Below are 23,584 nucleotides of genomic sequence, written 5' to 3' on the forward strand. Positions count from 1 at the left end.
CAGCACAGGCCGCAACGAGCAAGAAGGAGAAAGCCGCCCCTTGACCAAAACCTAAGACCCAAACCATACATGAAGGCGGGTCACTTCTCGGCGAAAATCCCGGGTCAGCTCTCAGCGGAAATCAACATGATCGCCGTAAGCTGGTTGAGAAAATCGCCTTTAAGGGCCTTGCTTTTCAGGAAGCCGAACGGCGGCAAATCCTTCCTGATTTCTCTTTCATGCAACACGCAAGTGTCGTGTCCGAACCAGCCAAGCTTGAACTCTTGCACCCGCGGGCAGATGATGTTCACATAATCGGCTTTCCGAAAAACGCAGAATGCCAGTACAAATACGGGGTATTCTGGATTGACAACTTCGAGGTTGTGGTCCCCGCTTTCGTCCACGAAAACGATGTAGTCGCCGTACTCAACACCCTGCACTTCGCTACCCGCTATCTCACTCACCCTTCGCCCGCCTTTCTCATTCGTTGTTGGCCGGCAGGCAATAGTAATTCGATTGAGGGTATTTCCGCTCATAAAGGTCGGCAAGGTCTTGGCAGAATTCAAGATCCCCCATGAGGCCGAACACAAGCGCCACTCGATCGGCCGCGCCAAAGAAATTGGTCTTCGTCAGCCAATAGTCGGGCGTCTCGCCGAGCTTCTTCTTTTTCACCAGATCGGTAAGCGTATCAAGCTGGTCTTGATAGGTGGCGTTGCCTGTCCAAGACCGGACGTCCCGCATCGGGTGCCCGAAAATGGCCCATGCGCCAGCGGCAACCAGAATTATCAGGCCAATGCCCGGCCCCTCATCCCTCACGCGAAACCCTCCCCAAAGCACTGCACCTTGGCGCCGGCCTAGCTGGCGCGTCAATATCGTTCCGCCGAGTACCGATGCCAAACTTGGTAATCACACCTGAAGGCGGTTTGCGGATCACGCGGCCGCCGCAGGGTTCGGGATCGAGGCAGGAATTCTTCGAGCGCGAGATTGCGCAGTAACGATCCGGCAGCGACAGCCGCAGAATTCAGCGTTTGCTGCGATAGTAGGGCCGAACGTTCACACCGTCGCTTCGCGTGTACCCGCTGACGTAGTGGGTGCGGGGCAGATTGGTGATCGTGCTGATCGCCCCATAACCAATCGCGGAGCCGCGATATCCGTCGGACTTCTCTTGACGTTTGGCTTCTTCGGCGAGGCGGCCCGCCTGCCCTTCCCAAAACAGGCCGCCATCGATCCGGTTGTTGACGCCATCACCGTAATAGATGATCGACGGCCATTTTTCTTTCGTTGTACCGTCGGCCAGGGCAGGCCCGGAAAGCGTGAAAATAGCCGTCGCGATTATTACCAGGATGCGCATGATCGATCTCCCCGCCTGGTTACGAAAGATAGCGGCACCGGGTCAGCGTCCGGTAAAGTCGGCCCGTAAAATTATAGCGATCGTCGAAAACGAGAACGCCGGCCGCAAGACGCTGTTGGCAGCCGCTGCCGGAGCCGCTGGGGCATCATATTATTCGATGACCCGCCGGCCTTCGCCGTAACACTGGTAGCAATTTATTGGTTCTGGAAACGAGGCTGAAACGCGGCCCTGCTATTCAAGGACATGGCGACGAACGACAAATACACGTCGAATTGGCGGGGCGCGCGTCGTTATCAGTTCGATGAAGAAGCGCGATTGAAGCGGGCAGCCATAGCGTCCGGCGCCCAACCTGCCCAGGTCGAAGTGTGGCCCATTGACACGAACCGGGACCGAGGCGTCATCGGGCTCGACATGGGGGGCAAGATCACCAGCGGCAAGACGAAGGACGCAGGCATGCTGTTCCTGTGGGCTATACCTGCAGCTCTCGGCGCCGTTCTTCTCGCTGTGGTCGCCTTCGCGATCACAGGCGATCTTGCTCAGTAGGGAACGAATCCCCGCGCCTGTAGTTTTGCCTCGCTCCTAAGCATCTCCCATTGGCAGCCTCGGAGCAAAGCCCGTCCGGAAATCACTGCCCCGGGCGGGCTTTTTCTCTTTGGGAACAAATCTTCGATCTGATGGTTGTTGGCTTGCTCCCGTGCCAGCCTCCCCTTCGCAGCATTGGAGCAAGGCTCGCCCTCCGGACACCTTGGGCGAGCCTTTTGTTTTGGAGAACCAAAACCGCCGTCCAACGTTGTCTCAGCAGGCGATCCCCGCCTTATGGAGAAAAACCATGGACTGGAACCGCGTCGAAGGAAACTGGAAGCAGATCAAGGGCAAAGTAAAAGAGCAGTGGGGCAAACTTACCGATGACGATCTTGACCAGATCGCCGGCAAGCGCGACCAGTTGGAGGGCAAGATTCAGGAGCGGTATGGCATCGAGAAGGACCGGGTGCGGTCCGATGTTGACGACTGGTATGGCCGCCAAAGCTGGTAGCGTTCTGCCACACATATACGCCCGGGCCGGCGAACCAGAGCGGGCTTTTCTTTTCTGGAACCAACCGCCGAATCGTTAGTTTCTTTTTCCTAGTCAGCCTCAGCTGGCAGTCCTGGGCAGGCCCGTCCGGTTCCGCGAGAGACCGGGCGGGCTCGTTCTGTGTGAGTAGGTGCCATGCGTGACGTTCCTTTCGAGAAGCCTCTGACCATAGAGACGGCCCGCGTCGGCCGCTACCTCACCATCACTCGCGTGGGCCAGGCCGCAGACTTCCTGATGAATCAGTGGCCCGGCAAGGAGGGCTCAAAGCACCGTAAGGCCCTTCGGGCGGTGCTGGACGTGCTCGAGCAGGGAAGGGATGCGTCGATCGCCCGCGCCGCGCTCATAGCCGCGGCGGAAGACGCCGACGTTTTCGTGCTGGAATAGATGGATCAGGCCGGGTCTTCCGCCGGATCGGGATCAAGATCATAGGCAAGGCGCTGCGCCACTATGATCACGTCTATGGCGCGATAAGCTTCACTTGCTGTCCATCCTGCATTTTCAGCGCGATCGACCAGGTCTCGGACAGCGAGGTCCAAGGCTTCCTGGCAGTCGATGTTACGGTCTGGGTAGCGGCCTTCGTGGCGGGGGCGCGGAATCTTGTCCATCCGCCTCAATGCGCGGCGGGACCTTTGGTTGCTGCAGATAGCGCTCGCCGTCGCCACGATGCTCGCCGCAGAACCAATGAACTATCTCATCCTTCCGGCGTTCGAAGTCCCATCCTGCCCATTTCGTGCAGCCATCATGATCGCAGCGATGTTCGTAAATCCCGCTCGGCGCCGTTGATAGGGCGACGCCTCAGGGAGCTTGATTGGTTCGTCGCTCACAGTGGGTTCTCGAATTCGATCGGCTCGATGAAGTGCGGCGCGTCATTGCGCTGCTTGTCCTTAACGGAGGCGTTCACGTCGCGGCACACGCGGTGGAACTGCAACTGGTCATCGATATCGTGCGACAGCACTTCCGGCAGGTCGCTGGTCGGCGTCTCGGGGTTAAGCCAAGCATCGTAGTAGGCCGGAGCGAGGATGACCGGTTGCCGGTCGTGTAACTCCTTCATGACCGCACCGGCCGGTTCCGTGATGATCGTGCAGCTCGTCACGTCGAGCTTGTCGTTGTGCGCCCACAGACCGGCGAACGAAAACGGCAGGTGGCCGGGCTGGAAGATGTGCCAGGGATCGCGGCCCTTGTCCGCGGGGCTGATCGTCCATTCGTAGAAGCCGTCGGCCGGGATCAGGCAGCGCTTCGACTTGAATGCGTCCTTGAACGCGCCCGACGTCGCCACAGTCTCGATCCGGGCGTTGAACATCGCCGCCTTCGGCATTTCCTTGGCCCACCACGGCACCAGCCACCAGCGACCCTCGCGAAGCTTGTGGTTGCCGTCGTCGTTCCAGGTGATGAAGTCCACCGTCTGCGTCGGCGCGATGTTATAGCGGGCCTCGGTATTGCGCCCGGAGCCTTCCGCGGGAGCCGTCAGCCGATAGAGCCGGTGGATTTCGGACCAGGACAGGTATCGGGTGTAGCGGCCGCACATGGCCCTAGCCTAGACATACGCCTCGGCCATGTCATCACCGGTCCAACACGACGGCACCCAGGCAATCAGGTCGAAATGCTCGTCGGTGTCCCATCGCACCCAATCGGGATTTTCACCGCTTTCCAGTTCTTCGGCGCTCCGCCAGCGCACATGCGCGAAATGACCGGCTCGATCCTTGCCTACAAACCATGATCCGTCCTGCGGAGCGGTAAAAGGCAACCCAGGCGCCGCGGCTGAACGGAACTCAACCTCGGGCGGGTTTTCCTTGCGGAAACGTTCCCGCGCGAGATGGCTGGCTTCGCTCTCGTCGTAGAAACCGGGCACCCGACGTCGGGAAAACTCCGCTTCGAAGGCCGTTCGATCCTTCTTCCAATACAGCTCGACGAGTGGATTAAGCCGCTCATGCACGACGTCCATCTCGTCAGCCGTAAGGCTTGCGGCGCCGCTCCTGCTCAATTTCAACGCGATACGATCCTCGGGCCGATCTTCGATCATCCGCCCAGCTTCGATCAGTTCGACCGCCATGCCGACGACCGGGGCGTAGGCGTCTTCAAGCTCGTCGTAGTCTTTTTCGTAGTCAAATTCTGTATTGTCGTCGTCGTTGGCGCCGCGATGCGTCCTTGTTGTCATCGTCGTCTCCTTTCAGGCCAGCCCGCCCACGAATGCACTGGTATCGCCTCTCGGTGCCATCGCGAGCCTGACGGCGCCGCGGCAACCGCGCGCCCGGCAGGCCGCCTCCTTCTCTACCTCATCGAGATATAGGAACTCGCGTTCCGGCGACGAGCAGATCGCCGCGCGCGTCAGATAGTGGACATGACCGCAGCTCTTGCAAGTCATCTCCAGCTTGTCGCGGGCGTCCAGGTCGCGCACCTGCACGTTCTCTTTCCAGGTGCTCACCAGAAGTCCTCCGCCGTCGGGATGCGCGTGTAGCTGATCTTGCCGCCCACATGGCCACCGGCGGGTGGCTTCCATGGGCCAAGGCTCATCACGGTGCGGCCATAGCGGGCGTTCAGGCCGTCGATCGCCGTCGACACGCTCTCCCATTTCTGCCGGGTGCGATCGTCGTTGATCAGCATGTCGAGCTGACGCTGGTCGGCGAGGCTGAGTTCGCACAGCGTCACGCCGACGCGGAAGACCTGCGTGCCGTTCGAATGCTTGCGGCGGACCCGTTCCCACAGCCGGGCGAGGCCGGCGAGCACGGCCTGGTCGTCGTTGACGATCGGCAGCTTCAGTTGGTCGCTCCATTCGCCGCCGCGCAGCGCCAGCCACAGCATCAGCCCGTTGCAGTAGTATCCGGCCCGCCGCAGCCGCCGCGCCGCCTTGATCAGAAGAAGGCGGCATATCTCATAGGCGGCAGGCAGTGTGCGACTCTCTGGCGGCAGCACGCGGCCATGACCGAACATGCCGCGTTCCGACGGCTGTGCCTGGATGTCGTAGCCGTGCAGGGCGTACCAGAGCCGCTCGCCGTTGACGTTGCCCCACAGCTTGCGCATGTGCTTCGGCTGCAGGGCGTAGAGATCGGCCATGCTGTAGACGCCGGCGCGCGCCAGGCGCTGTTCCATCCTGCCGCCGACACCGGGCACGTCCGACAACGGCAGCACGATCAGCGGCGCCGGCAGGTCTTCCGGGCGCCAGATCATCAGTCCGTCGCCGTATCGTTCCTCGGTGCGCTTCCCCGCCTTGCAGGCCATCTTGGCGAGCTGCCGGTTGGCGGCGAAGCCGATGGAGCAGGTGACGTATGGGCCGACATTGCGCGCGATGGTCGACTTCAACCGCACGCCGAGCCCGACAGGATCCTCTCGGCCGCTTTCGTCGAGCCAGCAGGTCAGTTCGTCGATGCTCTTCACGGCGTCGATCGGGATGACGCTCTCGATCTCGGCCAGCAGCGTGTTGTGGGCGCGGCGGTAGAGGTCCGGCTTCTGCGGGACCAGGACGATGTCGGGGCACCGTTCGCGCGCCTCGGACACGTTCATGACGTTCTTGACGCCGAACAGCTTCGCCTCCCGCGAGCAGGCGATGACGCAGGTTCGGTCGGTGCCTTCGAAGGGAACGACACCGACCGGCCGGCCCCGAAGGCGCCGATCGGCCTGCTGTTCGACGCTCGCGAAGAAGCCGTCGAAATCGAGGTAGAGCCGTTCGATCGTGTCAGGCTTCCGCAAGGCAAAGCTCCGCCGTCGCCCGGCAAAGCCGCGCCAACGGTTATTAATGCTGGATTTCGCACGCCACCGACCGGCTGGCGTGTTCTCAGAATGTTCTCATCCTGACAGTCTGTCAAGCGGAAAGGAATGTGTTCCTAGCCGAGAAAGAAGCGAAACCCGCCGGTGACGGCGTAGAACACCATGAAAGCGACTACGGCGGCGAGCAGGATCATTGAGGGGCGCATCAAAGCATCGCCAGCACGAGCGCACCGCCAATGCCGAAGCAGACCGCGAAGACGAGCAGAAAGACGAGCTTATCGAGCATTTGTTGACATACCTCGGAATGCTATCCCGTTGGAATGCTCGCTGGTTTGGAGTATCCATTCGGCATGGGGGCGTTAATCGATCACATCAAATCGGAATGGTCCGTCTTAAAAGGCGCGCCGATGGCCTTCATCATTGTGTTGGTCTTTGCCGTCTGTCTCGGCTTCACAGGCGGTATGATGTGGCGCGGACAAGAGGTGGCAAACGCCGAAAGCAAGGCAAGCGCTGTGGAAGCCGAGCTCCACTATTCGGATCGGCAATTGCAGGACATTAAGGAGCGCCTCAAACAAGCGCCACCGTCGTCAGTTGATATTATAGGCGGACAAAAAGGGCCGGACGCTCCAAAGGCGAAGCAGCTTAAAGACATATTTTCAGATAGTGGATGGCAGGTAGATACGGGCTCCCCGACGGAGGGCGACCTGCACAATCTCACTCTTCGCACCAAAGATGAAACGTCGGCATCGGCAGTTGCAGGCGCGTTGAAGAATGCGGGCGTGGATTTTAAAGCGATAAAGGCGCCCTCTGCTACGAACACCACGGACTTTGTTCTGGGTGCGAACGGGAGTTAGCTCGCGAAACGTAGTTCGGGAGGCAGCGGCTAAATGCGGAAATCGGCTTCCTCGTAAAAGCCAAACGCCGTGAGCCAGCGCACGCCCATAGTGTCGCAGACATTAGGCACTTTTCGGTTCTGACGCTGCTTGGCCGGGGCCGAGATTTCCTTTGTCACGATCGTCCGGCCGGGTGCCGCGAGGCCATAAGCAACAAGGAACGGATCGCGCCCGATCTTCGCCAGTTCTGTGTCGGTCAGATCGGGTGCGTAGCCGTTCTCGACCACTTTCCGGACCAACGCGACGTCGGCGGCTTCTTCAAGGCGGAGCGCGCTCTTTACGTCTTTGTCTTTCAGCCATTCCGATACGGCGTCCCGTCCGGCCGTGATCTCGTCGGCGATCTCATTGGGGATTTTCACGATCCCGGCATTACCCTTGTCGACCAACCAGTTCCAGAACTGGGGTATGCGTTTGATAGGATAGTAGTCGGCGTTGGCTCGGATCAAGGTGTTGGCGTCAAGCAAGTACATCAGGACAGATCACCGCCCCCTGGCCGGGCGTGCGCCGCCGAGCCCCGGAACGCCAGCCAGCAGTCCCTCTACGGAGCCGGGACGAACGCCGAAGACTTTGGCGGCCGTGGTATGAGTGACGGCATCCGCGCGCAGGTTCCGGCCGACAAAATTGATCAGCGCGTCGCCCAGCCGATGCCGGCGGACAACATAGAAGTTTGGGCCAGTGTCCTGGTCCTTTGCCTTTTCCTTGTCGCGCTGGCGATTCAAACGCCATTGTTCCGTGAGGATGTGGTGTGCTTCACGGTAGGCATTCGTATCCGCTTTGCCCGTCCGCCATAGCCGGTAAGCGGCCATCGTCGTGCTGACCTTCCAAACCTCTGCCAGCGCGCCGGCGAGCGTGAGCACTTCGTTTGCGGTGTGCACCGGCTGGATGTGCGTGAGGGCGTCCGTCGGCAGCAGAACTTCGCCGGCCACGTCGTTGCAGAAGCGCTCAACGCGGGCGGTGGGCGTATTCGGCGGAACGGTTGTCGGCGCACCGCTGACACCCGTGCTTCCGACGAACACATGCACTAGTTCGTGGATCAGGGTGAAGGACCAGGCAGCTTTTGCGTCCTGATCATTGATCACGATCAGGGGTGCAAGTCGATCCGCCACCGCGAAGCCACGGAAAACGGAAGGCGGGATGGCTGTACGGTAGTTGCCCAGGTCGCCCAACAGAATCACGAAAACCCCGAGTGCTTCGACGCGGCGCCGTAAGTCAGCAAATAGATCTCCGGGCTTGGAAGCGCGCTTCCTGATCCCGTTATCGTCGACCAGGCCGAGGGCGTTCCGGATGCGGTTCGCAGCAGCCGGGATGGGCACGGTGATTTCAAGAGAACCGACGAAGATGCGGGCTTCGGCGTCCTCGTCGTCCGCCATCATGTCTTGCAAGATCGCATGGCGCGCCCGCACATCGCGAACCAGCGCGTCCAGGCGCGCCGCCTCGTCGGGCGCAACCAGTTCGGCAGTCGTCCGGAAATCCTCTCCCCGATCGGCGCGCCGCGGCGGCTCGCTCATATAAAGGGAAAGGAGGGGGCGGTAGTAAGCGGCTGCCATTTTATTGAGCTGCGCCGGCGTGGGCGCGCGTTCGCCACGTTCGATCGCTTCCAACTTCTCGGCCGCCGTGGCTTTCTGGGTATCGGACAGACCTATCCTCTGCGCGGCGTCTTCGTAAGACAGCCCCGCTGTGGTGCGCGCCCATTCGAGGACGGCCGGATTGATGTCACTGACCAGCATATTAACCTACTTGCCGAACCCGCGTCGGTCAGAACGCATATGGGCCACGATAGTCACACTTTCGAGCAGAAGGGTGAACCCATTGTCAACAGGATCGCCAGTTCGTCACGCGGAACATCGCCAATGCGGCGCGGTAGCGCAGGCGGGGTAAATCCTAGCAACCGGAAAGATTGTCCCAACAGCTTGAATTCGGCATCGTCCGCCAATGACCTCTAACAAGCGTCCCGTCGGATCGCACGTAGCTGCCGACGGATGTCTGTTCAGGATTTACGCCGCCGCCAGCCGCTGCTGCCGCCCCGACGCCGAGCGCGAGAACAGCGACGATCGCCGCGGATTGTTTCCGCTCGATTTGCGCTTGACCTTCCGCTGCACCCTTGGCCGCAGCCGCAGCAAGAAGCCTTTCCATGTACTCGGGAACCTCTAGGTGCGTGCCGTCGCGTAGCGTCATTAACGGTTTGCCCTTCGCCCCAAAAGAATTCAGGCAGTCGGAAAATTGGGCGCCCAAGTTGCGCGCGAAAGCCGGCAATTCGTAAGCTCGCCGACGTGACCCCGTAGCGCGATATTCTGCGGTTGCCAGGCTGATCCCGCGGGTAAGCCCGTTTGCGTACCCCTTATCGCATACCGGGGCGAAGGCGGCGTAAGCTTGCTGCTCCTCACGCTCTAACGCCTTGCCGCTAAGACCCCGCGCGTCTTTGAGTTCAAAGAAGGTTCCAAGTCGCGCAGACGCGAGGTCATTGAACGCAGCGGTAGTTTTGGTTACCTGTTGTTCTGTTGCAGGGGTGGCGCACGCCGCTACTGTGATTGTCGCGCATAGAAGGCCGACAGCCGCAAAACGCTCTCTGTGCATCAAAAGCTCCCCCGGTCTGTAGATTGGCGGAAGTCAGCCAACCGGGCAAGCTGATTTGCCGGCGTTCGACCGCCCGCGCGAAGAGGCCTGTTGACCGCCTCAAAAATAGCGCTGTGTGGGATTAAACTGTGGGATATTCGCCGAAGGAAAGGCTACCCCTTCGTAACTATCTGTATTTTCTTGATTATTGTGGCGCACCCGACAGGATTCGAACCTGTGACCTCTGCCTTCGGAGGGCAGCGCTCTATCCAGCTGAGCTACGGGTGCTCCGGAAACTGCAACCCAGTCCCGGCACGGCCGGCGAACCGGTCGGCTCCGGCTTCTTAGCGGAAGGCAGGCCGCGCTTCAATGCGGAAATGGAATGCCATCGCCGGCGCCGGTCGTGATCTGGAGATCGGCCGTCCGGGCGACGATTTGACGGCTTTGACAAGCCTGCCGCGGCCGCCGCCGGAGCAGTTTGTTAACCGGCCGCGTCTAAGCTATGCCGCAACACTTCAATCGGCCTGCCAATGGCGCACTTTGCTCTCGACGATGAGTGCCGGTTGCCGGAGCCGACAATGTCCGACACCTCCCATCCCGGATTGGACGACTGCGGTGCCGGCAAGGCACCCGGCTCCAACGCGCCGGGCGTCGTCGTGCTCGGCGGCGCGCACGGCACGCTGGCGCTGGCGCGCAGCCTCGGCGGCAGGGGCATAAGGATACATCTCGTTTCCAACGACACGCCGTTGCCAGGCTGGTCGCGCCGTGTCGACGGCAGCAGCGAGTGGGGCGGACCGGATTCCGGCGGCGCCGCGGATTTCCTGCTCGACCTCGCCGCCACGCAAAATTTGCGCGGCGCGCTGCTGGTACCCGGCGGCGATGCCGAAGTGCGCTTCGTCTCGCAATCGATCGCCGCGCTGTCCGGCGCCTTCCAGGTCGTGCTGCCGCCGTGGGAGCGGCTCAAATGGGCATGCGAGAAACCTTTGCTCTATCGCCGTGCGGAGGAACTCGGCCTCGACGTCCCGAAAACCTACCGCTTCACCTCGCTCGACGAGGCCGCCGGTGCCGACATCCACTTTCCGGTGGTGCTGAAGCCCAACATGGGCGGCGGCGACAACCGCTTCGCGCGCGCCAAGGTGGTACGCGCCGACGATCACGACGCCTTCGTCTCGGCATACAGGGACGCCGTCGGCCAGGTCGGCCTCGACAACGTCGTCGTCCAGCAGCTCATTCCCGGCGGCGGCGAAAGCCAGTTCTCCTACGCCGCGCTGTGGTGGCAGGGGCGGCCGCTGGCCGAGTTCACGGCGCGCCGCGCCCGGCAATATCCGGTCGACTTCGGCTACACCTCCACCTTCGTCCAGGTGGCCGAGGCGCCCGAGGTGGAGGCAGTTGCCCGGCGGCTGCTCACCTCGATCGGCTATCACGGCCTGGTCGAGATCGAGTTCAAGCGCGACGGCCGCGACGGCACGTTCAAGCTTCTCGACGTCAACCCGCGGCCATGGTCCTGGTTCGGCCTGGCCGCCGCCGCCGGCATCGATCTCGGCGCCATGCTGTGGCAGAGCGCCAACGGCCTGCCGGTGGAGCAAGCGCGGGTGCGTACCGGCACTGCCTGGATGTATCTGGCGCGCGATATGGTGTCGGCTGCCACGCTGGTCGGCCGCGGCACGCTGAAGCCGATGGACTATCTGCGCTCCTTCGGCGCCGTGCGCGCCTGGGCGACATTTGCCGCAAGCGACCCCATGCCCGGGCTGATCGACCTGCCGCTCACCGGCTGGCGCGTGCTGACGCGCCGCATCCTGCGCTGACCGGCGAAAGGCTTGCCGCATGAGCGCCGCGAAACGCCTCCTCAAGCGCGCCGCCATCCGGTGGGGGCTGGAGGTCGTCGCGCTGAGCCGCGGCTGGCGTTTGTGGCCGGCGGCCGGCGGGCGTGGCGTCGTCTTCACCTTGCACCATGTGCGGCCGACCGCGCCCAAGGCGCACGATCCCAACGCCCTGCTTTCGGTGACGCCGGAGTTCCTCGACCTTGCTATCCGCGCCGCACTGGAATGCGGCCTGACGCCGGTGGCGCTGGAAGACCTGCCGGTCTTGCTCGCCGATCCGGCGGACCGGCGCCGCTTCGTCTGCTTCACACTCGACGACGGCTATCGCGACAATGCCGACCATGCCGCACCGGTGTTCCGCCGCCATGGCGTGCCCTACACGATCTTCATCACCAAGGGCTTCGTCGAGCGCACCCGCTCGCTGTGGTGGGAGACGGCGGAGGCATTGACCGAAGCCGCCGACCGGCTGGAGTTCGATTTCGGCGGCGGTGTCGAGACGTTGCCGATGGCGACGCCGGCTGAGAAGCAGGTCGCTTTCGATCGTGTCGGCGATTTCATCCAGAGTGGCGACGAAGATATCGCCGTCGCCCGGCTCGACGAGGCGGCAAGGGCGCATGGCATCGACCCGCTCGGCATCACGGACCGGTTGCTGATGGATGACGCCGAACTGGCGGCTTTGGCCGCTGCGGATCCGCTTGCCCGTTTCGGCGCGCATACGCTCACCCATGTCGCGCTGCGCCGCGTCGACGAGATGCGGCTGCGGGCCGAGATCGAAAGTTCGGTCGATGCCGTCGCGGCCTATGTCGGGCGCCGGCCAACGGCCTTCGCCTATCCCTATGGTTTCCCGGCGGCGGTCGGCGCGCGCGAATTCCGCGCGGCTGCGAATGCCGGCCTTGCCATCGCCGTGACGACGCAGCCCGGCGTGCTCGGCTCATGGAGCGTGCAGCAGGCTACGGCGGTGGGGCGCGTCTCGCTCAACGGTCTTTATCAGGAAAAGCGCTATGTGAAGGCGCTTCTCTCGGGTATTCCCTTTCGGTTCATGTAGGACCTCAGGCCGGCCGCCGGCGCGCCGCCACCGGCAGCTTCAGCCGACGCGACATGGCGACGATGGCACGGCGCGCCGGCGGCTCGACCAGCGTGGCGATCAGCCAGGCGGCGAACAAAAGGGCCGCGATCAGCAGGCCGACGACCAGCCAGCGGTTGCCCGGCGTGGCGAAGCGGGTGAACACGGCATAGCCGATGTGCTGGTGCAGCAGGTAGAGCGGATAGGTCAGCGCGCCAAGGCCGTAGGCCAGCGCAGGGCGGATCGGCAGCGCCGGCAAAAGCGCCGCGAGCGTGACGGCGCCTGTCGCCACGATGCCGGTAAGGCCGACGCCCCAGAAAGCGCGATGAACGCCGTATTGCTCGACCATGCGCGGCTCGACCACATAGGTCGAGGCCATCGCCCACAGGAGCGCCAGCGCCAGAAGGCCCGCCGCCTTCCCGTCGAAACGCTGGCGGGCATGGAAGAGGATGAGGCCGAAGGCGAAGAAGCCGGAATATTCGGTGATGAACAGTTTCGTCACCGCGCCGGAATGGAGAAAGAATTCGTTGCCGGCCGAAATCGCCAGCCAGACGAGCACGGCGATGCGCCAGCCGTTGCGGAACCAGCCGGCGGCGAGCAGCAGGAACACCCAGCCGTAGAAGATGATCTCGTAGGCGATGGTCCAGTAGGCACCGTCCATGAAGGGTTGGCCAGCCAGCCGCGAGATCATGATGAACTGCGCCAGCCATTGTGGCAGCGTCGGGTCCGGGATGCCGGGCACCGGCCATGCAAGCAGCACCAGCGCCGTCACGGTGGCTGAGACGACGAAGGTCGGCCACAGCCGCGCGAAACGCCCGACGGCGAAATCGAAGGCCGAACGGTCCTGCGCCGACAGTGCGATGACGTAGCCGGAGATGACGAAGAAGACCATCAGGCCGGTGTCGAACCATATCGCCACCGGCGCGAGTTCCGGAAAGCCGACGCCGCCGCCCTCGCCGGAAATCGCCATGCGGAAACCGTAGTGGAAGGCAAGCACGGTGAGCGCCGAGACGAGCCGCAGGAGGTCGAGGTTGTAAAGGCGCGGTGCGGTGGTGCGTTGCATGGACGGCGCTCGCTCGGGCTGCACATGCCGGCGAGGCCGGCAGGCTCGCTTGAGCAAACACCGATCCGCTTAAGATTCCTTGAGCGGCGGCGCGAAACTTGTCGGCACTATGGTGCTTCTTCCCGCAAGCCCGGATGGAAAACCGGGGCCCGCTTTTGCCGAAATTGCCCTAGGCGCCTTCGACCAGCACGATCTCGCCGTCGGCAACTTGCTGGCGGATGGCGGCGGCGCGCTGGTACTCCGGCGAATGGTAGCAGTCGTGCGCCACCTTCAGCGATTCGAACTCGATGATGACGTTGCGGCCGCGGCCGGGACCTTCCGCCTTCTCGTGCTCACCGCCGCGCGCGAGGAATTTGGCACCGTATTTGTCGAAGGCGATCTTGGAGGCGGCGACATAGTCCTTGTAGCGCTCCGCGTCGCGCACATCGACGCGGGCGATCCAGTATCCCTTCGGCATTCTCTTTCTCCTGCTGGTCGGCGCCCACCCGTTCAGGCCGAACGCATCTCGGTGAGAATAGCGTGCGCCGCCGCCCGCCTGTCAACCGCGCCGACGATCGGCCGTCCGACGACGAGGTGGCTGGAGCCGTTGCGGATCGCCTGTGCGGGGGTCACCACGCGCCGCTGGTCGCCGTGCGCGGCACCGGCCGGGCGGATGCCGGGCGTCACCACGGCCATGTCGGGTCCGACGATGCGGCGCACCGCCGCCGCCTCCTCGGCCGAGCAGACGATGCCGCCCATGCCGGCCGCCAGCGCCTGTTCGGCGCGGCGCAGCACCAGCGTGTGCGGATCGTATTCGTAGCCTGCGTCGATGACGTCGCGCTCGTCCATGGAGGTGAGCACGGTGACGGCAAGCAGCGTCAGCCCGCTGCCCTTGGCCGCCTCGACCGCCGCCTTCATCGCCTTGGGATAGGCATGGATGGTCAGCATCGTCATGCCCATCCTGACGATGTTCTCGACGCCTTTCGCCACCGTGTTGTCGATGTCGAGCAGCTTCATGTCGAGGAAGACCTTCTTGTCGTCGTCGCTCGCCAGTTCGCGGGCGAAATCGAGCCCGCCGGCAAAGGCGAGCTGATAGCCGATCTTGTAGAAGGAGACGGCGTCGCCGAGGTCGCGCACCACTGTCTCGGCCTCCTTGACCGAGGGCACGTCGAGCCCGACGATCAGGCGCTCGCGCATGGTGTCCGTATTCATGCCCCGATCCTCATCGAGGCTTGGCGCGCGGCTTGCGTCAGCGTGTGGCATAGGACCTCCATCGATTTCTGCAGTCGTCCGTCGCGGAAATTGCCGGCCTCGTCGAAGGCCGACGCGCCTTCCGGCACCGAGCATTCCGGCGACACCACCTCCATCTGGCAGCGTACCAGCACCGCGCGCAGGTGGTTCGCGGCGCGGATGCCGGCGAAATGGCCGGCGGAGGATGAGCACAGGCCCGCCGGTTTGCCTGCCAGCGGCCGCAGCACCCTGCCGTTGTCGTGGCGCGCCCGGCTCACCCAGTCGATCGTGTTTTTCAGCAGCGGCGGAATGGAGCCGTTGTATTCGGGCGAGGCGATCAGCACGGCGTCATGGGCGGCGATCTGGCGGGCGAGCTTCATGGCGTTGTCGGGAATGCCGTTCTCTTTCTCCAGGTCCTCGTCCATGATCGGCAGCGGGTAGTCGGCCAGCGACAGACGGGTGACTTCCGCGCCTTCCAATGCCAGCGCCTTCTGCGCCACGTCGGCGGTCCTGCCGCTGAACGCGCCGGTGCGGATCGAGCCGGCGAAGACGAGGATTTTGGGGATGACGGGCACGGCGGCTCCTCGGTTGCAGCCTCTATAGGCCAAGCCGCCGTCAAATCAAGCCGGTGCGGAGGCCGTCTCAACCATGCTTGCGCCGCCGGTAGATCCACAGCTGCGTCGGCGGGATGTTGCGGACGACGAAGTGGAAATGCTCGACCGTGTAGTCGCCGCGGCCGGGCGGGATCGGCGACAGCGGGCCATAGGTGAGCTGGACGATCGGCCGGCCGGCCGGAATGCGGTCGAGCAGGCTTTCGACATAGGCAACGCGTTGCGCCACCGGAAAATTGAGCAGCGGCACGCCGGACACGACCGAATCGAAGGTCTGGTCGCGATGGTCTCCGAGCGCCGCCGAAAGATTGAAGGCATCGCCCTCGATGACGTTGACGCCGGGATAGAGTCGGCGGAGATGGCGTACGAACTCGGGCGAATATTCCAGCGCGTAGAGGTTTTCCGGTTTCACGCCGCGCGCCAGGATGGCGCGGGTGATGACGCCGGTGCCCGGTCCGACCTCCAGCACCGGCAGGCCTGAGCCGGGATCGACGATCGATGCCATCTTGCGCGCGGTTATGGAGCTTGTCGGCACGATCGAGCCGACGGTCTTCGGCCTGTCGATCCAACCTTTGAAGAACTGCAATTCGTCGTCGAACTTCTCGGCCAGGGTTCGCTTCAAACTGTGGCTGCGTGCCATCAATGCCTCTCCTGATGCGCCCCTCGCGCTACTTAACAGCTAACCCAGCGTCAGCAAGGAGCGAAGCTAAAAAAGGTCGTGGACAAGATAGTTTTTGTCGTTTCGATATTTGGATGGCACATGTCTTAGCCATGAAGCAGCGGCCATGTTCGGAAGGCGGGCGGGCGTCAGTGCTCGCCGAATGACTCGAAGAAATCCTTCATGCGGCTGAAGAATCCACTCGATTGCGGTGAATTTTCCTTCGAGGAGAGCTGTTCGAATTCCTCCAGCAACTCGCGCTGGCGCCGCGTCAGGTTCTGGGGTGTCTCGACCGCGGTCTGGATATAGAGGTCGCCCATCTGCGGCTGGCGCAACACCGGCATGCCCTTGCCCTTGAGCCGGAACTGGCGGCCGTTCTGGGTGCCTTCCGGCACCTTCACGCGCGTCTGCGTGCCGTCCAGCGTCGCCACTTCGAAGGAGCCGCCGAGCGCGGCCGTCGTCATCGAGATCGGCACCTTGCAGTAAAGGTCGGCTCCGTCGCGCTGGAAGAATTCGTGCGGTTTGACGGCGAGGAAGATGTAGAGGTCGCCCGCAGGCCCGCCGCGCAGGCCCGCTTCGCCTTCGCCGGTCAGGCGGATGCGGGTGCCGTCCTCGATGCCGGCCGGGATGTTGACGGAAAGCGAACGCTCTTCGGTGACGCGGCCCTGGCCGGCGCATTTCGGGCAGGGGTCCTTGATGGTGGTGCCGCGCCCCTGGCATTGCGGGCAGGTGCGCTCGATGGAGAAGAAGCCTTGCGCGGCGCGCACCTTGCCGTGGCCGCCGCACATGGTGCAGGTGACGGGCTGGGTGCCGGGCTTGGCGCCGGAACCGGAACATTCGGTGCAGGAGACGGAGGCCGGGACGCGGATCTGTGCGGTCTTACCGGCGAAGGCTTCCTCCAGCGAGATTTCCATGTTGTAGCGCAGGTCGGCGCCGCGTTCGCGCCCGCCCGAGGTGCGGCGACGACCGCCGCCGCCCATCATCTCGCCGAAAATGTCCTCAAAGATGTCGGCGAAGCCGCCGGCCGCGAAACCGTGCGCGGCGCCGTTCATGCCGCCGTTCTCGAAGGCGGCGTGGCCGAAGCGGTCGTAAGCGGCACGCTTCTGCGGGTCCTTCAGGGTTTCGTAGGCCTCGTTGATTTCCTTGAACTTGTGCTCGCAGGCATGGTCGCCGGGATTGCGATCGGGATGGAACTGCATGGCGAGCTTTCGGAACGCTGCCTTGAGTTCCTTTTCGTCGGCGCCTTTCTGGACGCCGAGCGTTTCGTAGAAGTCAGCCTTCATGATTTCCCGTCGCTCTGTCTGTTCACGGCCCCGTTGTCGAGCTTGTCGGGTCGGGCCGCAATGGCGGTCCGACGTGGCCTCGATTTAGTAAGCCGGAAGCCGCAATGCCATAGTTTGCCGGGCAGTGCAGCGATTTTTTCGGTCGGGTGGCAATCGTACCGCGGTCGCTAGGGCTCAGGTGACGCGCGAAAACTTGCGGACGGGCGCGGCGAGGGCCATGAACAGGTCGTTCAGCCGCTTCGCTACTGGCGTCTCGAAGAAACGTGCAGACAGCACAGCCAGAACGAGCGTGACGGACAGCGGAGCCAACCAGAAGGCATAGAAGCTGATGAACCCGGTCGGCTCGACCAGCCGGCGCCAGACGATGCCCAACAGCAGCGAAGCGACAACCGGATGGATGAGATAGATGCTGAAGGAGGCATTGGCGAGCTGATCGAAAGGCTTCAAAAGCCGGGTCGCATCGGGATTGTTGCGTTCGGCGAGGGCCGCCAGGAAGATCGAGGCGGCGAGCAGGGCGAAGGCCGGATAGCCGCCAAGCCCGTTCCACATCAAAAGCAGAGTCATTGCGAAGAGCAGCCAGCCGGGACATGTGCTGGCCAGCCGCCAGCGGCTGTCCCGCACCAGCATCGCCACCAATGCGCCGATAGCGAAGTCGGCGAAAGCCCGGTAGGCGCCCCAGGTGTCGGCGACCATCCAATTGTCGAACGGCATGACGCCGGCGACGGTTGCCGTCTCCAGCGCCGCGCAGGAGACGAGGACAAGACCAGCCAACCCGGCGGTGCCGAAACGGCGATGGATCAGCACCGCCGCTGGTAGAGTGAGATAGCAGAACCACTCGGCCGACAGCGTCCAGCCGACATAGTTGAAGGTCAATGCGTCGGTGAAGCCCCAGCCCTGCACGAGCAGGATGTTGGCCGGCAGCGCCGACCAGTCGTAGCGGCCCGCCGCGCTCGAGCCGATCCAGCCGAGATGCACGGCGATGCCGACGATGACGAAATAGGCGAGCGTGGCGAAATAGAGCGGATAGAAGCGGGCGAGGCGGCGCACGATGAAGCGGGCGTAGGCGCCGCGCTCGGCCAGCAGCCTGTCGGCGTAACGTAGCATGATGAGGAAGCCCGAGATCATCATGAACATGTCGAGCAGCGGCATCAGCGCCCGCATGCGGTGCGCGGCGTCCAGCCCGCTCGCCGGGCCATAGACCAGATAATGAAAAATCATAACCAGCAGCGCCGCCAAGAGCCGCCAGAACCCCAGAATGCGAAAATACACGCGCCCCGCTCCTCCCTTAGCTGAGACCCAAGCCTAGCATCGGGGGAGCCGGGTTGTGCCAGAAACCAATCGTTAGGCTTAACGCCGGGGGAGAGAGGCCGGCAGTCCATCGCGGTCGGTCGGACCTCGGCCAAAACGGTCGATATTGCATCGAAGAACGTTTCCTTCATCGGCTCAACGGCATGAAAAAGCCCGGCACAGGGCCGGGCTTTTCCGATTTCAGCTGGTACCGATGGGATCAGGCAGACTTCTTCTTGTCGTCGTCGTCGAGTTCCTCGAAGTCGGCGTCGACGACGTCCGGATCCTTGGCGGCGTCCGCTGCCGCGTCGCTCTCGGCAGCTTCCTTCTGCGAGGCCTCGTACATCGCCTGGCCAAGCTTCATCGAGGCTTCCGCCAGCGCCTGGCTCTTGGCCTCGATTTCGGCCGCATCGTCGCCCTCGGCGGCCGTCTTCAGGGCTGCGATGGCATCGGAGATCGCCGTGCGCTCGGCCTCGGAGACCTTGTCGCCATAGTCCTTCAGCGACTTCTCGGCCGAATGGACGAGAGCCTCGGCCTGGTTGCGAGCCTCGACCAGCGCCTTGCGCTGCTTGTCGGCCTCGGCATTGGCCTCGGCGTCCTTGACCATCTTCTCGATGTCGGCGTCGGAGAGGCCGCCGGAGGCCTGGATGCGGATCTGCTGCTCCTTGCCGGTGCCCTTGTCCTTGGCCGAGACGTTGACGATGCCGTTGGCGTCGATGTCGAAGGTGACTTCGATCTGCGGTACGCCGCGCGGCGCCGGCGGCAGGCCGACGAGATCGAACTGGCCGAGCATCTTGTTGTCGGCCGCCATCTCGCGCTCGCCCTGGAAGACGCGGATAGTCACCGCGCTCTGCGAATCCTCGGCCGTCGAGAACACCTGGCTCTTCTTGGTCGGGATCGTCGTGTTGCGCTCGATGAGGCGCGTGAACACGCCACCCAGCGTCTCGATGCCGAGCGACAGCGGAGTGACGTCGAGCAGGAGCACGTCCTTGACGTCGCCCTGCAGCACGCCGGCCTGGATGGCCGCGCCCAGCGCCACCACCTCGTCGGGGTTGACGCCCTTGTGCGGCTCCTTGCCGAAGAACTGCTTGACGACTTCCTGGACCTTCGGCATGCGGGTCATGCCGCCGACCAGCACCACTTCGTCGATCTGGCCCGCCTGCAGGCCGGCATCCTTGAGCGCCGCCTTGCAGGGCGCGATGGTGCGCTGGACGAGGTCGTCCACCAGGCTCTCGAACTTGGCGCGGGTGAGCTTCATCGTCAGGTGCTTCGGCCCGGAAGCGTCAGCGGTGATGAAGGGCAGGTTGATTTCGGTCTGCGCCGAGGACGACAGCTCGATCTTGGCCTTTTCGGCGGCCTCCTTGAGGCGCTGCAGGGCCAGCTTGTCGTTCTTCAGGTCGATGCCCTGTTCCTTCTTGAACTCGGCCGCCAGATACTCGACCAGCCGCATGTCGAAGTCCTCGCCGCCGAGGAAGGTGTCGCCGTTGGTCGACTTCACCTCGAACACGCCGTCGCCGATCTCCAGCACGGAAATATCGAAGGTGCCGCCGCCGAGGTCGTAGACGGCGATGGTCTTGCCGTCCTTCTTGTCGAGGCCGTAGGCCAGCGCGGCAGCGGTCGGCTCGTTGATGATGCGCAGCACTTCCAGGCCGGCGATTTTGCCGGCATCCTTGGTGGCCTGGCGCTGGGCGTCGTTGAAATAGGCCGGGACGGTGATGACGGCCTTCTCGACCTTCTCGCCGAGATAGGCCTCAGCCGTCTCCTTCATCTTCTGCAGGATCATCGCCGAGATCTGGGAGGGCGACTGCTTCTTGCCGCCGGCTTCCACCCAGGCATCGCCGTTGTCGCCCTTGACGATGTGGTAGGGGACGAGACCCTTGTCCTTGTCGGTGACCGGATCGTCGAAGCGGCGACCGATCAGGCGCTTGACCGCGAAGACGGTGTTTTCGGGGTTGGTGACCGCCTGGCGCTTGGCCGGCTGGCCGACGAGTCGCTCACCGTCAGCGGTGAAGGCGACGATCGAAGGCGTGGTGCGCGCGCCTTCCGCATTCTCGATGACCTTGGCGTCCTTGCCGTCCATGACGGCGACGCAGGAATTGGTCGTTCCCAGATCGATGCCGATTACTTTTGCCATTTTGTCGTTCTCTCCTTCAAGCAGGCTTTCGTGGACCCTGTCAGGCGTTCCCGGGAAAGCCCCTGTTCACAAGAATTCCGCCGCAAGCCGCGGTCCGCGCAGCTTGGACGGTTGTGCGGCGTATATAAGAACAGGCCCCTTGCTGCGCAAGCATATGTGGAGGCATTTGCAGGGCTGCGCTGGCATTACCCGATCCGCCCGGTTGGTCGCTTCAACAGCGGTGCGTTTTCCCCCTAGGCTGGAGCCGAGAAGCCCCTTTCCAGCAATCCCGAGGCCATCATGTCTTCCACACGGATCATTGTCATAGGAGGTGGCGTGGCGGGCCTCACCGCCGCTCTTGCCTTGCAGGAATGGGCTTCGGTGACGGTGATCGAGCGCGAAAGCCAGCTCGGCTACCACGCTTCCGGTCGTTCGGCGGCGCTGTTTTCCGAATCCTACGGGAATGCGATGGTGCGGGCGCTGTCGCGGGCGAGCCGCGAGGCCCTGGAGGCGGGCGGCTATTTCGAGCACAAGCGTGCCGCGTTGCATTTCGGTGGGCCGGACGACGGCGAAGCCATCGACCGTTTCGCCCTGGAAGCGCAGGCTCTTTTGCCGACCATCCGGCGCCTCTCCGCCGCTGAGGTCGGAAAACTCGTTCCCGTCTTCAGTGACGGCATGACGTGCGGCGGGGTCTACGAGCCCGACGCGATGGACATCGACACCGGCAAGATCGTCCAGGAGAGCGCCTCGGCCTTCCGCGCGCTGGGCGGGCAGATCCGCACCGGCGAGGAGGTCGTGCGGATCGAGCCGGATGGCGAAGGCTTGCGCGTCGAGACGACCGCCGGCGTCTACGAGACCGACACGGTGGTGAACGCCGCCGGTGCCTGGGCGGATGTGGTCGCGGAACGGGCAGGGCTGACCGGCATCGGCCTGGCGCCGAAGCGGCGCACCGCCTTTATCTTCGACGCGCCGGGCCATGACGTGCGCAACTGGCCACTGGTGGTGGACATCCATGAACGCTTCTATTTCAAGCCGGATGCCGGCCGTCTCATCGGCTCGCTCGCCGACGAGACCGACTCGCCGCCCTGCGACGCGTATCCCGAGGACATCGACGTCGCCATCGCCGTCGACCGCATCGAGCGGGCGACGGGCCTGAGCATCGGCAGGCCGCAAAGCCCCTGGGCCGGGTTGCGGACCTTCGCCCCGGACCGCACTCCCGTCACCGGCGCCGATCCGCGCCTGCCCCGTTTCTTCTGGCTGGCCGGGCAGGGCGGTTATGGTTTCCAGGTCTCCTTTGCGCTGGCGCGGCTCGCCTCGGCGCTGCTTCGCGACGGTGCCGTTCCCGGCGACCTTGCAGCATTCGGTGTCGAGCGCGAGGCGTTGGCGCCCGACCGCTTCATCTCCGCGGAAGGTGGCAGGCAGGCCGGCTGAAGCGGCGGACAGCTTATTCCCTGCGCGCGCTTCGCTGACTGTTGCAGGCACCGGCGGACAAGACTGCTTGTCTGCACACCCTGCTTGTGATCGTATGTCAGACAAAAGTTTCGGATAAACCGCGACACCGCAAAGGGAGGATTTGCGCCATGGCCTCATTCAACCGTTCTTTTTCGCGCCGCCGGTTCTTGGGCGGCAGCGCGCTCGCCGTCACGGCCGGCGCGCTCGGCATGCCCTTCGTGCGAACGGCACGAGCGCAGGCGGCGACCTTCAAGGCCGGCGTCATCACCTCGCTGTCGGGCGAGAACATCCTTGGCGGCAACCTGACCAAGCAGGGCTACGACCTGTGGGCCGAGGCGATCAACGCCAAGGGTGGCGTCGAGGTCGCCGGCGAGAAGTTCAAGGTGGACATGTTCTACGGCGACGACCAATCCAATCCGGCGACCGGTGCCGACGCCGCCGAGCGGCTGATCGTCCAGAACGAGGTCGACGTGCTGTTCGGCCCCTATACAAGCGGCTCGACCATCGCGGTGCAGCCGATCTGCCAGAAATACCAGGTGCCGATGATCTCCGGCTCGGCGGAATCGCCGAACGTCTGGAAGGCGAAGCCCGAGTTCAACTTCGGCATCATCCCTTCCGTGGACACGACCTCCGGCCTGTCGCTGGGCGTGCTGGCCAAGACGTCCAACCCTGGAGCCAAGACTGTTGCGGTGATCAGCGTCAACGAGCCGTTTTCCAAGGAAACCGGCGAGGGCTTCCGTGACGGCGTCAAGGCGGCGGGGCTGGAACTGGTCGCGTATGAACTGGTGCCGCCGGAAGGCGACCTTACCCCGGTCATCTCCAAGATCGCCGCGCTGAAGCCCGATGTCGTCGCGGTCGGCGGGCATGAGGAAATCCTGATCAACGTGGTCAAGACCTCGAAGTCGCTGAACTACCGGCCGAAGGCGCTGATCATGCACTACGGCATCACCAACCCGGCCTTCGCCCAGGCGCTCGGCGCCGACGCGGACGGCGTCACGGGCGTGGTGGTCTGGCTCCCGACCGTGACCTACAAGGACGACGTCTTCGGCACCGCCAAGGAATTCTCCGAGATGGCGACGAAGAAGCTCGGCGGCGAACCCGACTATACGGCGGCCGGCTGCGCGGCCAGCGGCCTGGTGCTCGGCGATGCGTTGAAACGGCTCGGCAAGAAGCCGGCGCTGACGCCGGAGGACCGCGTCGCGCTGAAGGATGCCATTGCCGAAACCGATATCCAGACCTTCTACGGCCCGATCAAGTTCGAGAAGGACGGCCCGCATTATCACGACAACGTCCAGCCTGTGCCGGTGCTGGTACAGATCCAGGGCGGCAAGGTCGTCGCCGTGGGTCCGAAGGAGGCCGCGGCCGCCGACTACATCTATCCGCTGCCGGCCTGGAAATAGCATCTCCACGGCGGTGCGTGCGAGACCGCGCGCCGCCGGACCCTCGCGGATGCGGGCCGGCCGCACGGTCGCCGT

27 protein-coding genes and 1 tRNA gene are annotated in these 23,584 nt (G+C 63.7%); 8 read left to right on the top strand and 20 right to left on the bottom strand.

Annotated features, from left to right (window positions below; translation table 11 throughout):
• Positions 1-104 precede the first annotated feature (104 nt).
• From E6C48_RS03335 to E6C48_RS03345, 3 genes are all read right to left on the bottom strand, one after another.
• Entirely contained in the window at positions 105-443 is a 339-nt protein-coding gene (locus tag E6C48_RS03335) for a DUF3800 domain-containing protein (protein ID WP_168734435.1), read from the bottom strand.
• Between the two features lie 16 nt (positions 444-459).
• A complete protein-coding gene (locus E6C48_RS03340; protein WP_168734436.1) occupies positions 460-795 on the bottom strand; it encodes a hypothetical protein in 336 nt (111 codons plus the stop codon).
• A gap of 205 nt (positions 796-1,000) precedes the next feature.
• On the bottom strand, positions 1,001-1,330 hold the full coding sequence (locus E6C48_RS03345; protein ID WP_136354030.1) for a hypothetical protein: 330 nt from the start codon (positions 1,328-1,330) through the stop codon (positions 1,001-1,003).
• A gap of 243 nt (positions 1,331-1,573) precedes the next feature.
• Here E6C48_RS03345 and E6C48_RS03350 point away from each other — a divergent pair, with 243 nt between their 5' ends.
• The 3 genes from E6C48_RS03350 (at position 1,574) to E6C48_RS03360 (ending at position 2,786) form a co-directional block, all read left to right on the top strand.
• Positions 1,574-1,873 (top strand): hypothetical protein, encoded by a 300-nt coding sequence (locus E6C48_RS03350; RefSeq protein ID WP_136354032.1) that lies wholly within the window; start codon positions 1,574-1,576, stop codon positions 1,871-1,873.
• A 286-nt stretch (positions 1,874-2,159) separates the two neighbouring features.
• Entirely contained in the window at positions 2,160-2,363 is a 204-nt protein-coding gene (locus E6C48_RS03355; protein WP_136354035.1) for a CsbD family protein, read from the top strand.
• A gap of 174 nt (positions 2,364-2,537) precedes the next feature.
• Entirely contained in the window at positions 2,538-2,786 is a 249-nt protein-coding gene (locus E6C48_RS03360) for a DUF982 domain-containing protein (RefSeq protein WP_136354037.1), read from the top strand.
• 5 nt (positions 2,787-2,791) lie between these two features.
• Here E6C48_RS03360 and E6C48_RS03365 read toward each other — a convergent pair whose 3' ends face one another.
• The 5 genes from E6C48_RS03365 to E6C48_RS03385 all read right to left on the bottom strand — a co-directional run bounded on the left by E6C48_RS03365 (position 2,792) and on the right by E6C48_RS03385 (position 6,086).
• Positions 2,792-3,007, bottom strand: coding sequence for a hypothetical protein (locus E6C48_RS03365; RefSeq protein WP_136354039.1), 216 nt, complete (start codon positions 3,005-3,007; stop codon positions 2,792-2,794).
• 215 nt (positions 3,008-3,222) lie between these two features.
• Positions 3,223-3,927 carry an SOS response-associated peptidase gene (locus tag E6C48_RS03370; protein WP_136354041.1) on the bottom strand — a complete coding sequence of 235 codons (705 nt, stop codon included), beginning with the start codon at positions 3,925-3,927 and terminating at the stop codon, positions 3,223-3,225.
• 9 nt (positions 3,928-3,936) lie between these two features.
• On the bottom strand, positions 3,937-4,557 hold the full coding sequence (locus tag E6C48_RS03375) for a hypothetical protein (RefSeq protein ID WP_136354043.1): 621 nt from the start codon (positions 4,555-4,557) through the stop codon (positions 3,937-3,939).
• A 12-nt stretch (positions 4,558-4,569) separates the two neighbouring features.
• On the bottom strand, positions 4,570-4,824 hold the full coding sequence (locus E6C48_RS03380) for a hypothetical protein (protein WP_230978657.1): 255 nt from the start codon (positions 4,822-4,824) through the stop codon (positions 4,570-4,572).
• Positions 4,821-6,086, bottom strand: coding sequence for a Y-family DNA polymerase (locus E6C48_RS03385; protein WP_136354045.1), 1,266 nt, complete (start codon positions 6,084-6,086; stop codon positions 4,821-4,823). The genes E6C48_RS03380 and E6C48_RS03385 overlap by 4 nt, the downstream gene beginning before the upstream one ends.
• A 338-nt stretch (positions 6,087-6,424) precedes the next feature.
• Here E6C48_RS03385 and E6C48_RS03390 point away from each other — a divergent pair, with 338 nt between their 5' ends.
• A complete protein-coding gene (locus tag E6C48_RS03390) occupies positions 6,425-6,958 on the top strand; it encodes a hypothetical protein (RefSeq protein WP_136354047.1) in 534 nt (177 codons plus the stop codon).
• A 29-nt stretch (positions 6,959-6,987) separates the two neighbouring features.
• Here E6C48_RS03390 and E6C48_RS03395 read toward each other — a convergent pair whose 3' ends face one another.
• The 4 genes from E6C48_RS03395 to E6C48_RS03410 form a co-directional block, all read right to left on the bottom strand.
• On the bottom strand, positions 6,988-7,467 hold the full coding sequence (locus E6C48_RS03395; protein ID WP_168734437.1) for a DUF4411 family protein: 480 nt from the start codon (positions 7,465-7,467) through the stop codon (positions 6,988-6,990).
• 9 nt (positions 7,468-7,476) lie between these two features.
• Entirely contained in the window at positions 7,477-8,724 is a 1,248-nt protein-coding gene (locus E6C48_RS03400; RefSeq protein ID WP_136354051.1) for an XRE family transcriptional regulator, read from the bottom strand.
• A 154-nt stretch (positions 8,725-8,878) separates the two neighbouring features.
• Positions 8,879-9,571: a hypothetical protein gene (locus E6C48_RS03405; RefSeq protein WP_136354054.1), complete on the bottom strand. Its 693-nt coding sequence runs from the start codon at positions 9,569-9,571 to the stop codon at positions 8,879-8,881.
• Positions 9,572-9,761: 190 nt separating this feature from the next.
• Positions 9,762-9,838: transfer RNA gene (locus E6C48_RS03410), tRNA-Arg, on the bottom strand.
• 290 nt (positions 9,839-10,128) lie between these two features.
• Here E6C48_RS03410 and E6C48_RS03415 point away from each other — a divergent pair.
• Together E6C48_RS03415 and E6C48_RS03420 are read left to right on the top strand one after the other, a co-directional pair.
• The gene (locus tag E6C48_RS03415; RefSeq protein ID WP_168734438.1) at positions 10,129-11,355 is read left to right on the top strand and encodes a carboxylate--amine ligase; all 1,227 of its coding nucleotides are present in this window, start codon (positions 10,129-10,131) and stop codon (positions 11,353-11,355) included.
• A 19-nt stretch (positions 11,356-11,374) separates the two neighbouring features.
• Positions 11,375-12,415, top strand: coding sequence for a polysaccharide deacetylase family protein (locus tag E6C48_RS03420; RefSeq protein ID WP_136354056.1), 1,041 nt, complete (start codon positions 11,375-11,377; stop codon positions 12,413-12,415).
• 4 nt (positions 12,416-12,419) lie between these two features.
• Here the strand turns inward: E6C48_RS03420 and E6C48_RS03425 are convergent, their stop codons facing one another.
• The 8 genes from E6C48_RS03425 to dnaK all read right to left on the bottom strand — a co-directional run bounded on the left by E6C48_RS03425 (position 12,420) and on the right by dnaK (position 20,678).
• Complete coding sequence (locus E6C48_RS03425; RefSeq protein WP_136354058.1) at positions 12,420-13,496, bottom strand: acyltransferase family protein; 1,077 nt, start codon at positions 13,494-13,496, stop codon at positions 12,420-12,422.
• A 169-nt stretch (positions 13,497-13,665) separates the two neighbouring features.
• On the bottom strand, positions 13,666-13,953 hold the full coding sequence (locus E6C48_RS03430) for a DUF1330 domain-containing protein (RefSeq protein WP_136354060.1): 288 nt from the start codon (positions 13,951-13,953) through the stop codon (positions 13,666-13,668).
• A 32-nt stretch (positions 13,954-13,985) separates the two neighbouring features.
• Complete coding sequence (gene pyrF, locus E6C48_RS03435; protein WP_136354062.1) at positions 13,986-14,687, bottom strand: orotidine-5'-phosphate decarboxylase; 702 nt, start codon at positions 14,685-14,687, stop codon at positions 13,986-13,988.
• Positions 14,684-15,280, bottom strand: coding sequence for an NADPH-dependent FMN reductase (locus E6C48_RS03440; protein WP_136354064.1), 597 nt, complete (start codon positions 15,278-15,280; stop codon positions 14,684-14,686). The genes pyrF and E6C48_RS03440 overlap by 4 nt, the downstream gene beginning before the upstream one ends.
• A gap of 67 nt (positions 15,281-15,347) precedes the next feature.
• Entirely contained in the window at positions 15,348-15,956 is a 609-nt protein-coding gene (gene pmtA / locus E6C48_RS03445) for a phospholipid N-methyltransferase PmtA (protein ID WP_136354066.1), read from the bottom strand.
• 167 nt (positions 15,957-16,123) lie between these two features.
• Positions 16,124-17,257 (bottom strand): molecular chaperone DnaJ, encoded by a 1,134-nt coding sequence (dnaJ, locus tag E6C48_RS03450; RefSeq protein ID WP_136354069.1) that lies wholly within the window; start codon positions 17,255-17,257, stop codon positions 16,124-16,126.
• A 174-nt stretch (positions 17,258-17,431) separates the two neighbouring features.
• Complete coding sequence (locus E6C48_RS03455; protein WP_136354071.1) at positions 17,432-18,526, bottom strand: acyltransferase family protein; 1,095 nt, start codon at positions 18,524-18,526, stop codon at positions 17,432-17,434.
• A gap of 238 nt (positions 18,527-18,764) precedes the next feature.
• Positions 18,765-20,678, bottom strand: coding sequence for a molecular chaperone DnaK (gene dnaK / locus E6C48_RS03460; RefSeq protein WP_136354073.1), 1,914 nt, complete (start codon positions 20,676-20,678; stop codon positions 18,765-18,767).
• Positions 20,679-20,957: 279 nt separating this feature from the next.
• Here dnaK and E6C48_RS03465 point away from each other — a divergent pair, with 279 nt between their 5' ends.
• Both E6C48_RS03465 and E6C48_RS03470 read left to right on the top strand, forming a co-directional pair.
• Positions 20,958-22,088 carry an NAD(P)/FAD-dependent oxidoreductase gene (locus E6C48_RS03465; protein WP_136354075.1) on the top strand — a complete coding sequence of 377 codons (1,131 nt, stop codon included), beginning with the start codon at positions 20,958-20,960 and terminating at the stop codon, positions 22,086-22,088.
• Between the two features lie 149 nt (positions 22,089-22,237).
• Positions 22,238-23,509, top strand: a complete 1,272-nt coding sequence (locus tag E6C48_RS03470; RefSeq protein ID WP_136354077.1) for an ABC transporter substrate-binding protein — start codon at positions 22,238-22,240, stop codon at positions 23,507-23,509.
• Positions 23,510-23,584: the final 75 nt, after the last annotated feature.

The sequence above is a fragment of the Ollibium composti genome (genome assembly GCF_004801285.1).
Classification (GTDB): domain Bacteria; phylum Pseudomonadota; class Alphaproteobacteria; order Rhizobiales; family Rhizobiaceae; genus Mesorhizobium; species Mesorhizobium composti.

Bases quoted from the DNA above. Each gene is read 5' to 3' on its own strand.
- E6C48_RS03420 (WP_136354056.1), top strand. From the start codon at position 11,375: ATGAGCGCCGCGAAACGCCTCCTCAAGCGCGCCGCCATCCGGTGGGGG.
- E6C48_RS03360 (WP_136354037.1), top strand. From the start codon at position 2,538: ATGCGTGACGTTCCTTTCGAGAAGCCTCTGACCATAGAGACGGCCCGC.
- E6C48_RS03345 (WP_136354030.1), bottom strand. From the start codon at position 1,330: ATGCGCATCCTGGTAATAATCGCGACGGCTATTTTCACGCTTTCCGGG.
- E6C48_RS03370 (WP_136354041.1), bottom strand. From the start codon at position 3,927: ATGTGCGGCCGCTACACCCGATACCTGTCCTGGTCCGAAATCCACCGG.
- E6C48_RS03400 (WP_136354051.1), bottom strand. From the start codon at position 8,724: ATGCTGGTCAGTGACATCAATCCGGCCGTCCTCGAATGGGCGCGCACC.
- E6C48_RS03470 (WP_136354077.1), top strand. From the start codon at position 22,238: ATGGCCTCATTCAACCGTTCTTTTTCGCGCCGCCGGTTCTTGGGCGGC.
- E6C48_RS03415 (WP_168734438.1), top strand. From the start codon at position 10,129: ATGTCCGACACCTCCCATCCCGGATTGGACGACTGCGGTGCCGGCAAG.
- E6C48_RS03375 (WP_136354043.1), bottom strand. From the start codon at position 4,557: ATGACAACAAGGACGCATCGCGGCGCCAACGACGACGACAATACAGAA.
- E6C48_RS03395 (WP_168734437.1), bottom strand. From the start codon at position 7,467: ATGTACTTGCTTGACGCCAACACCTTGATCCGAGCCAACGCCGACTAC.
- dnaJ (WP_136354069.1), bottom strand. From the start codon at position 17,257: ATGAAGGCTGACTTCTACGAAACGCTCGGCGTCCAGAAAGGCGCCGAC.
- E6C48_RS03365 (WP_136354039.1), bottom strand. From the start codon at position 3,007: ATGGACAAGATTCCGCGCCCCCGCCACGAAGGCCGCTACCCAGACCGT.
- pyrF (WP_136354062.1), bottom strand. From the start codon at position 14,687: ATGAATACGGACACCATGCGCGAGCGCCTGATCGTCGGGCTCGACGTG.
- pmtA (WP_136354066.1), bottom strand. From the start codon at position 15,956: ATGGCACGCAGCCACAGTTTGAAGCGAACCCTGGCCGAGAAGTTCGAC.
- E6C48_RS03405 (WP_136354054.1), bottom strand. From the start codon at position 9,571: ATGCACAGAGAGCGTTTTGCGGCTGTCGGCCTTCTATGCGCGACAATC.
- E6C48_RS03355 (WP_136354035.1), top strand. From the start codon at position 2,160: ATGGACTGGAACCGCGTCGAAGGAAACTGGAAGCAGATCAAGGGCAAA.
- E6C48_RS03425 (WP_136354058.1), bottom strand. From the start codon at position 13,496: ATGCAACGCACCACCGCACCGCGCCTTTACAACCTCGACCTCCTGCGG.
- dnaK (WP_136354073.1), bottom strand. From the start codon at position 20,678: ATGGCAAAAGTAATCGGCATCGATCTGGGAACGACCAATTCCTGCGTC.
- E6C48_RS03465 (WP_136354075.1), top strand. From the start codon at position 20,958: ATGTCTTCCACACGGATCATTGTCATAGGAGGTGGCGTGGCGGGCCTC.
- E6C48_RS03350 (WP_136354032.1), top strand. From the start codon at position 1,574: ATGGCGACGAACGACAAATACACGTCGAATTGGCGGGGCGCGCGTCGT.
- E6C48_RS03430 (WP_136354060.1), bottom strand. From the start codon at position 13,953: ATGCCGAAGGGATACTGGATCGCCCGCGTCGATGTGCGCGACGCGGAG.
- E6C48_RS03390 (WP_136354047.1), top strand. From the start codon at position 6,425: ATGCTCGCTGGTTTGGAGTATCCATTCGGCATGGGGGCGTTAATCGAT.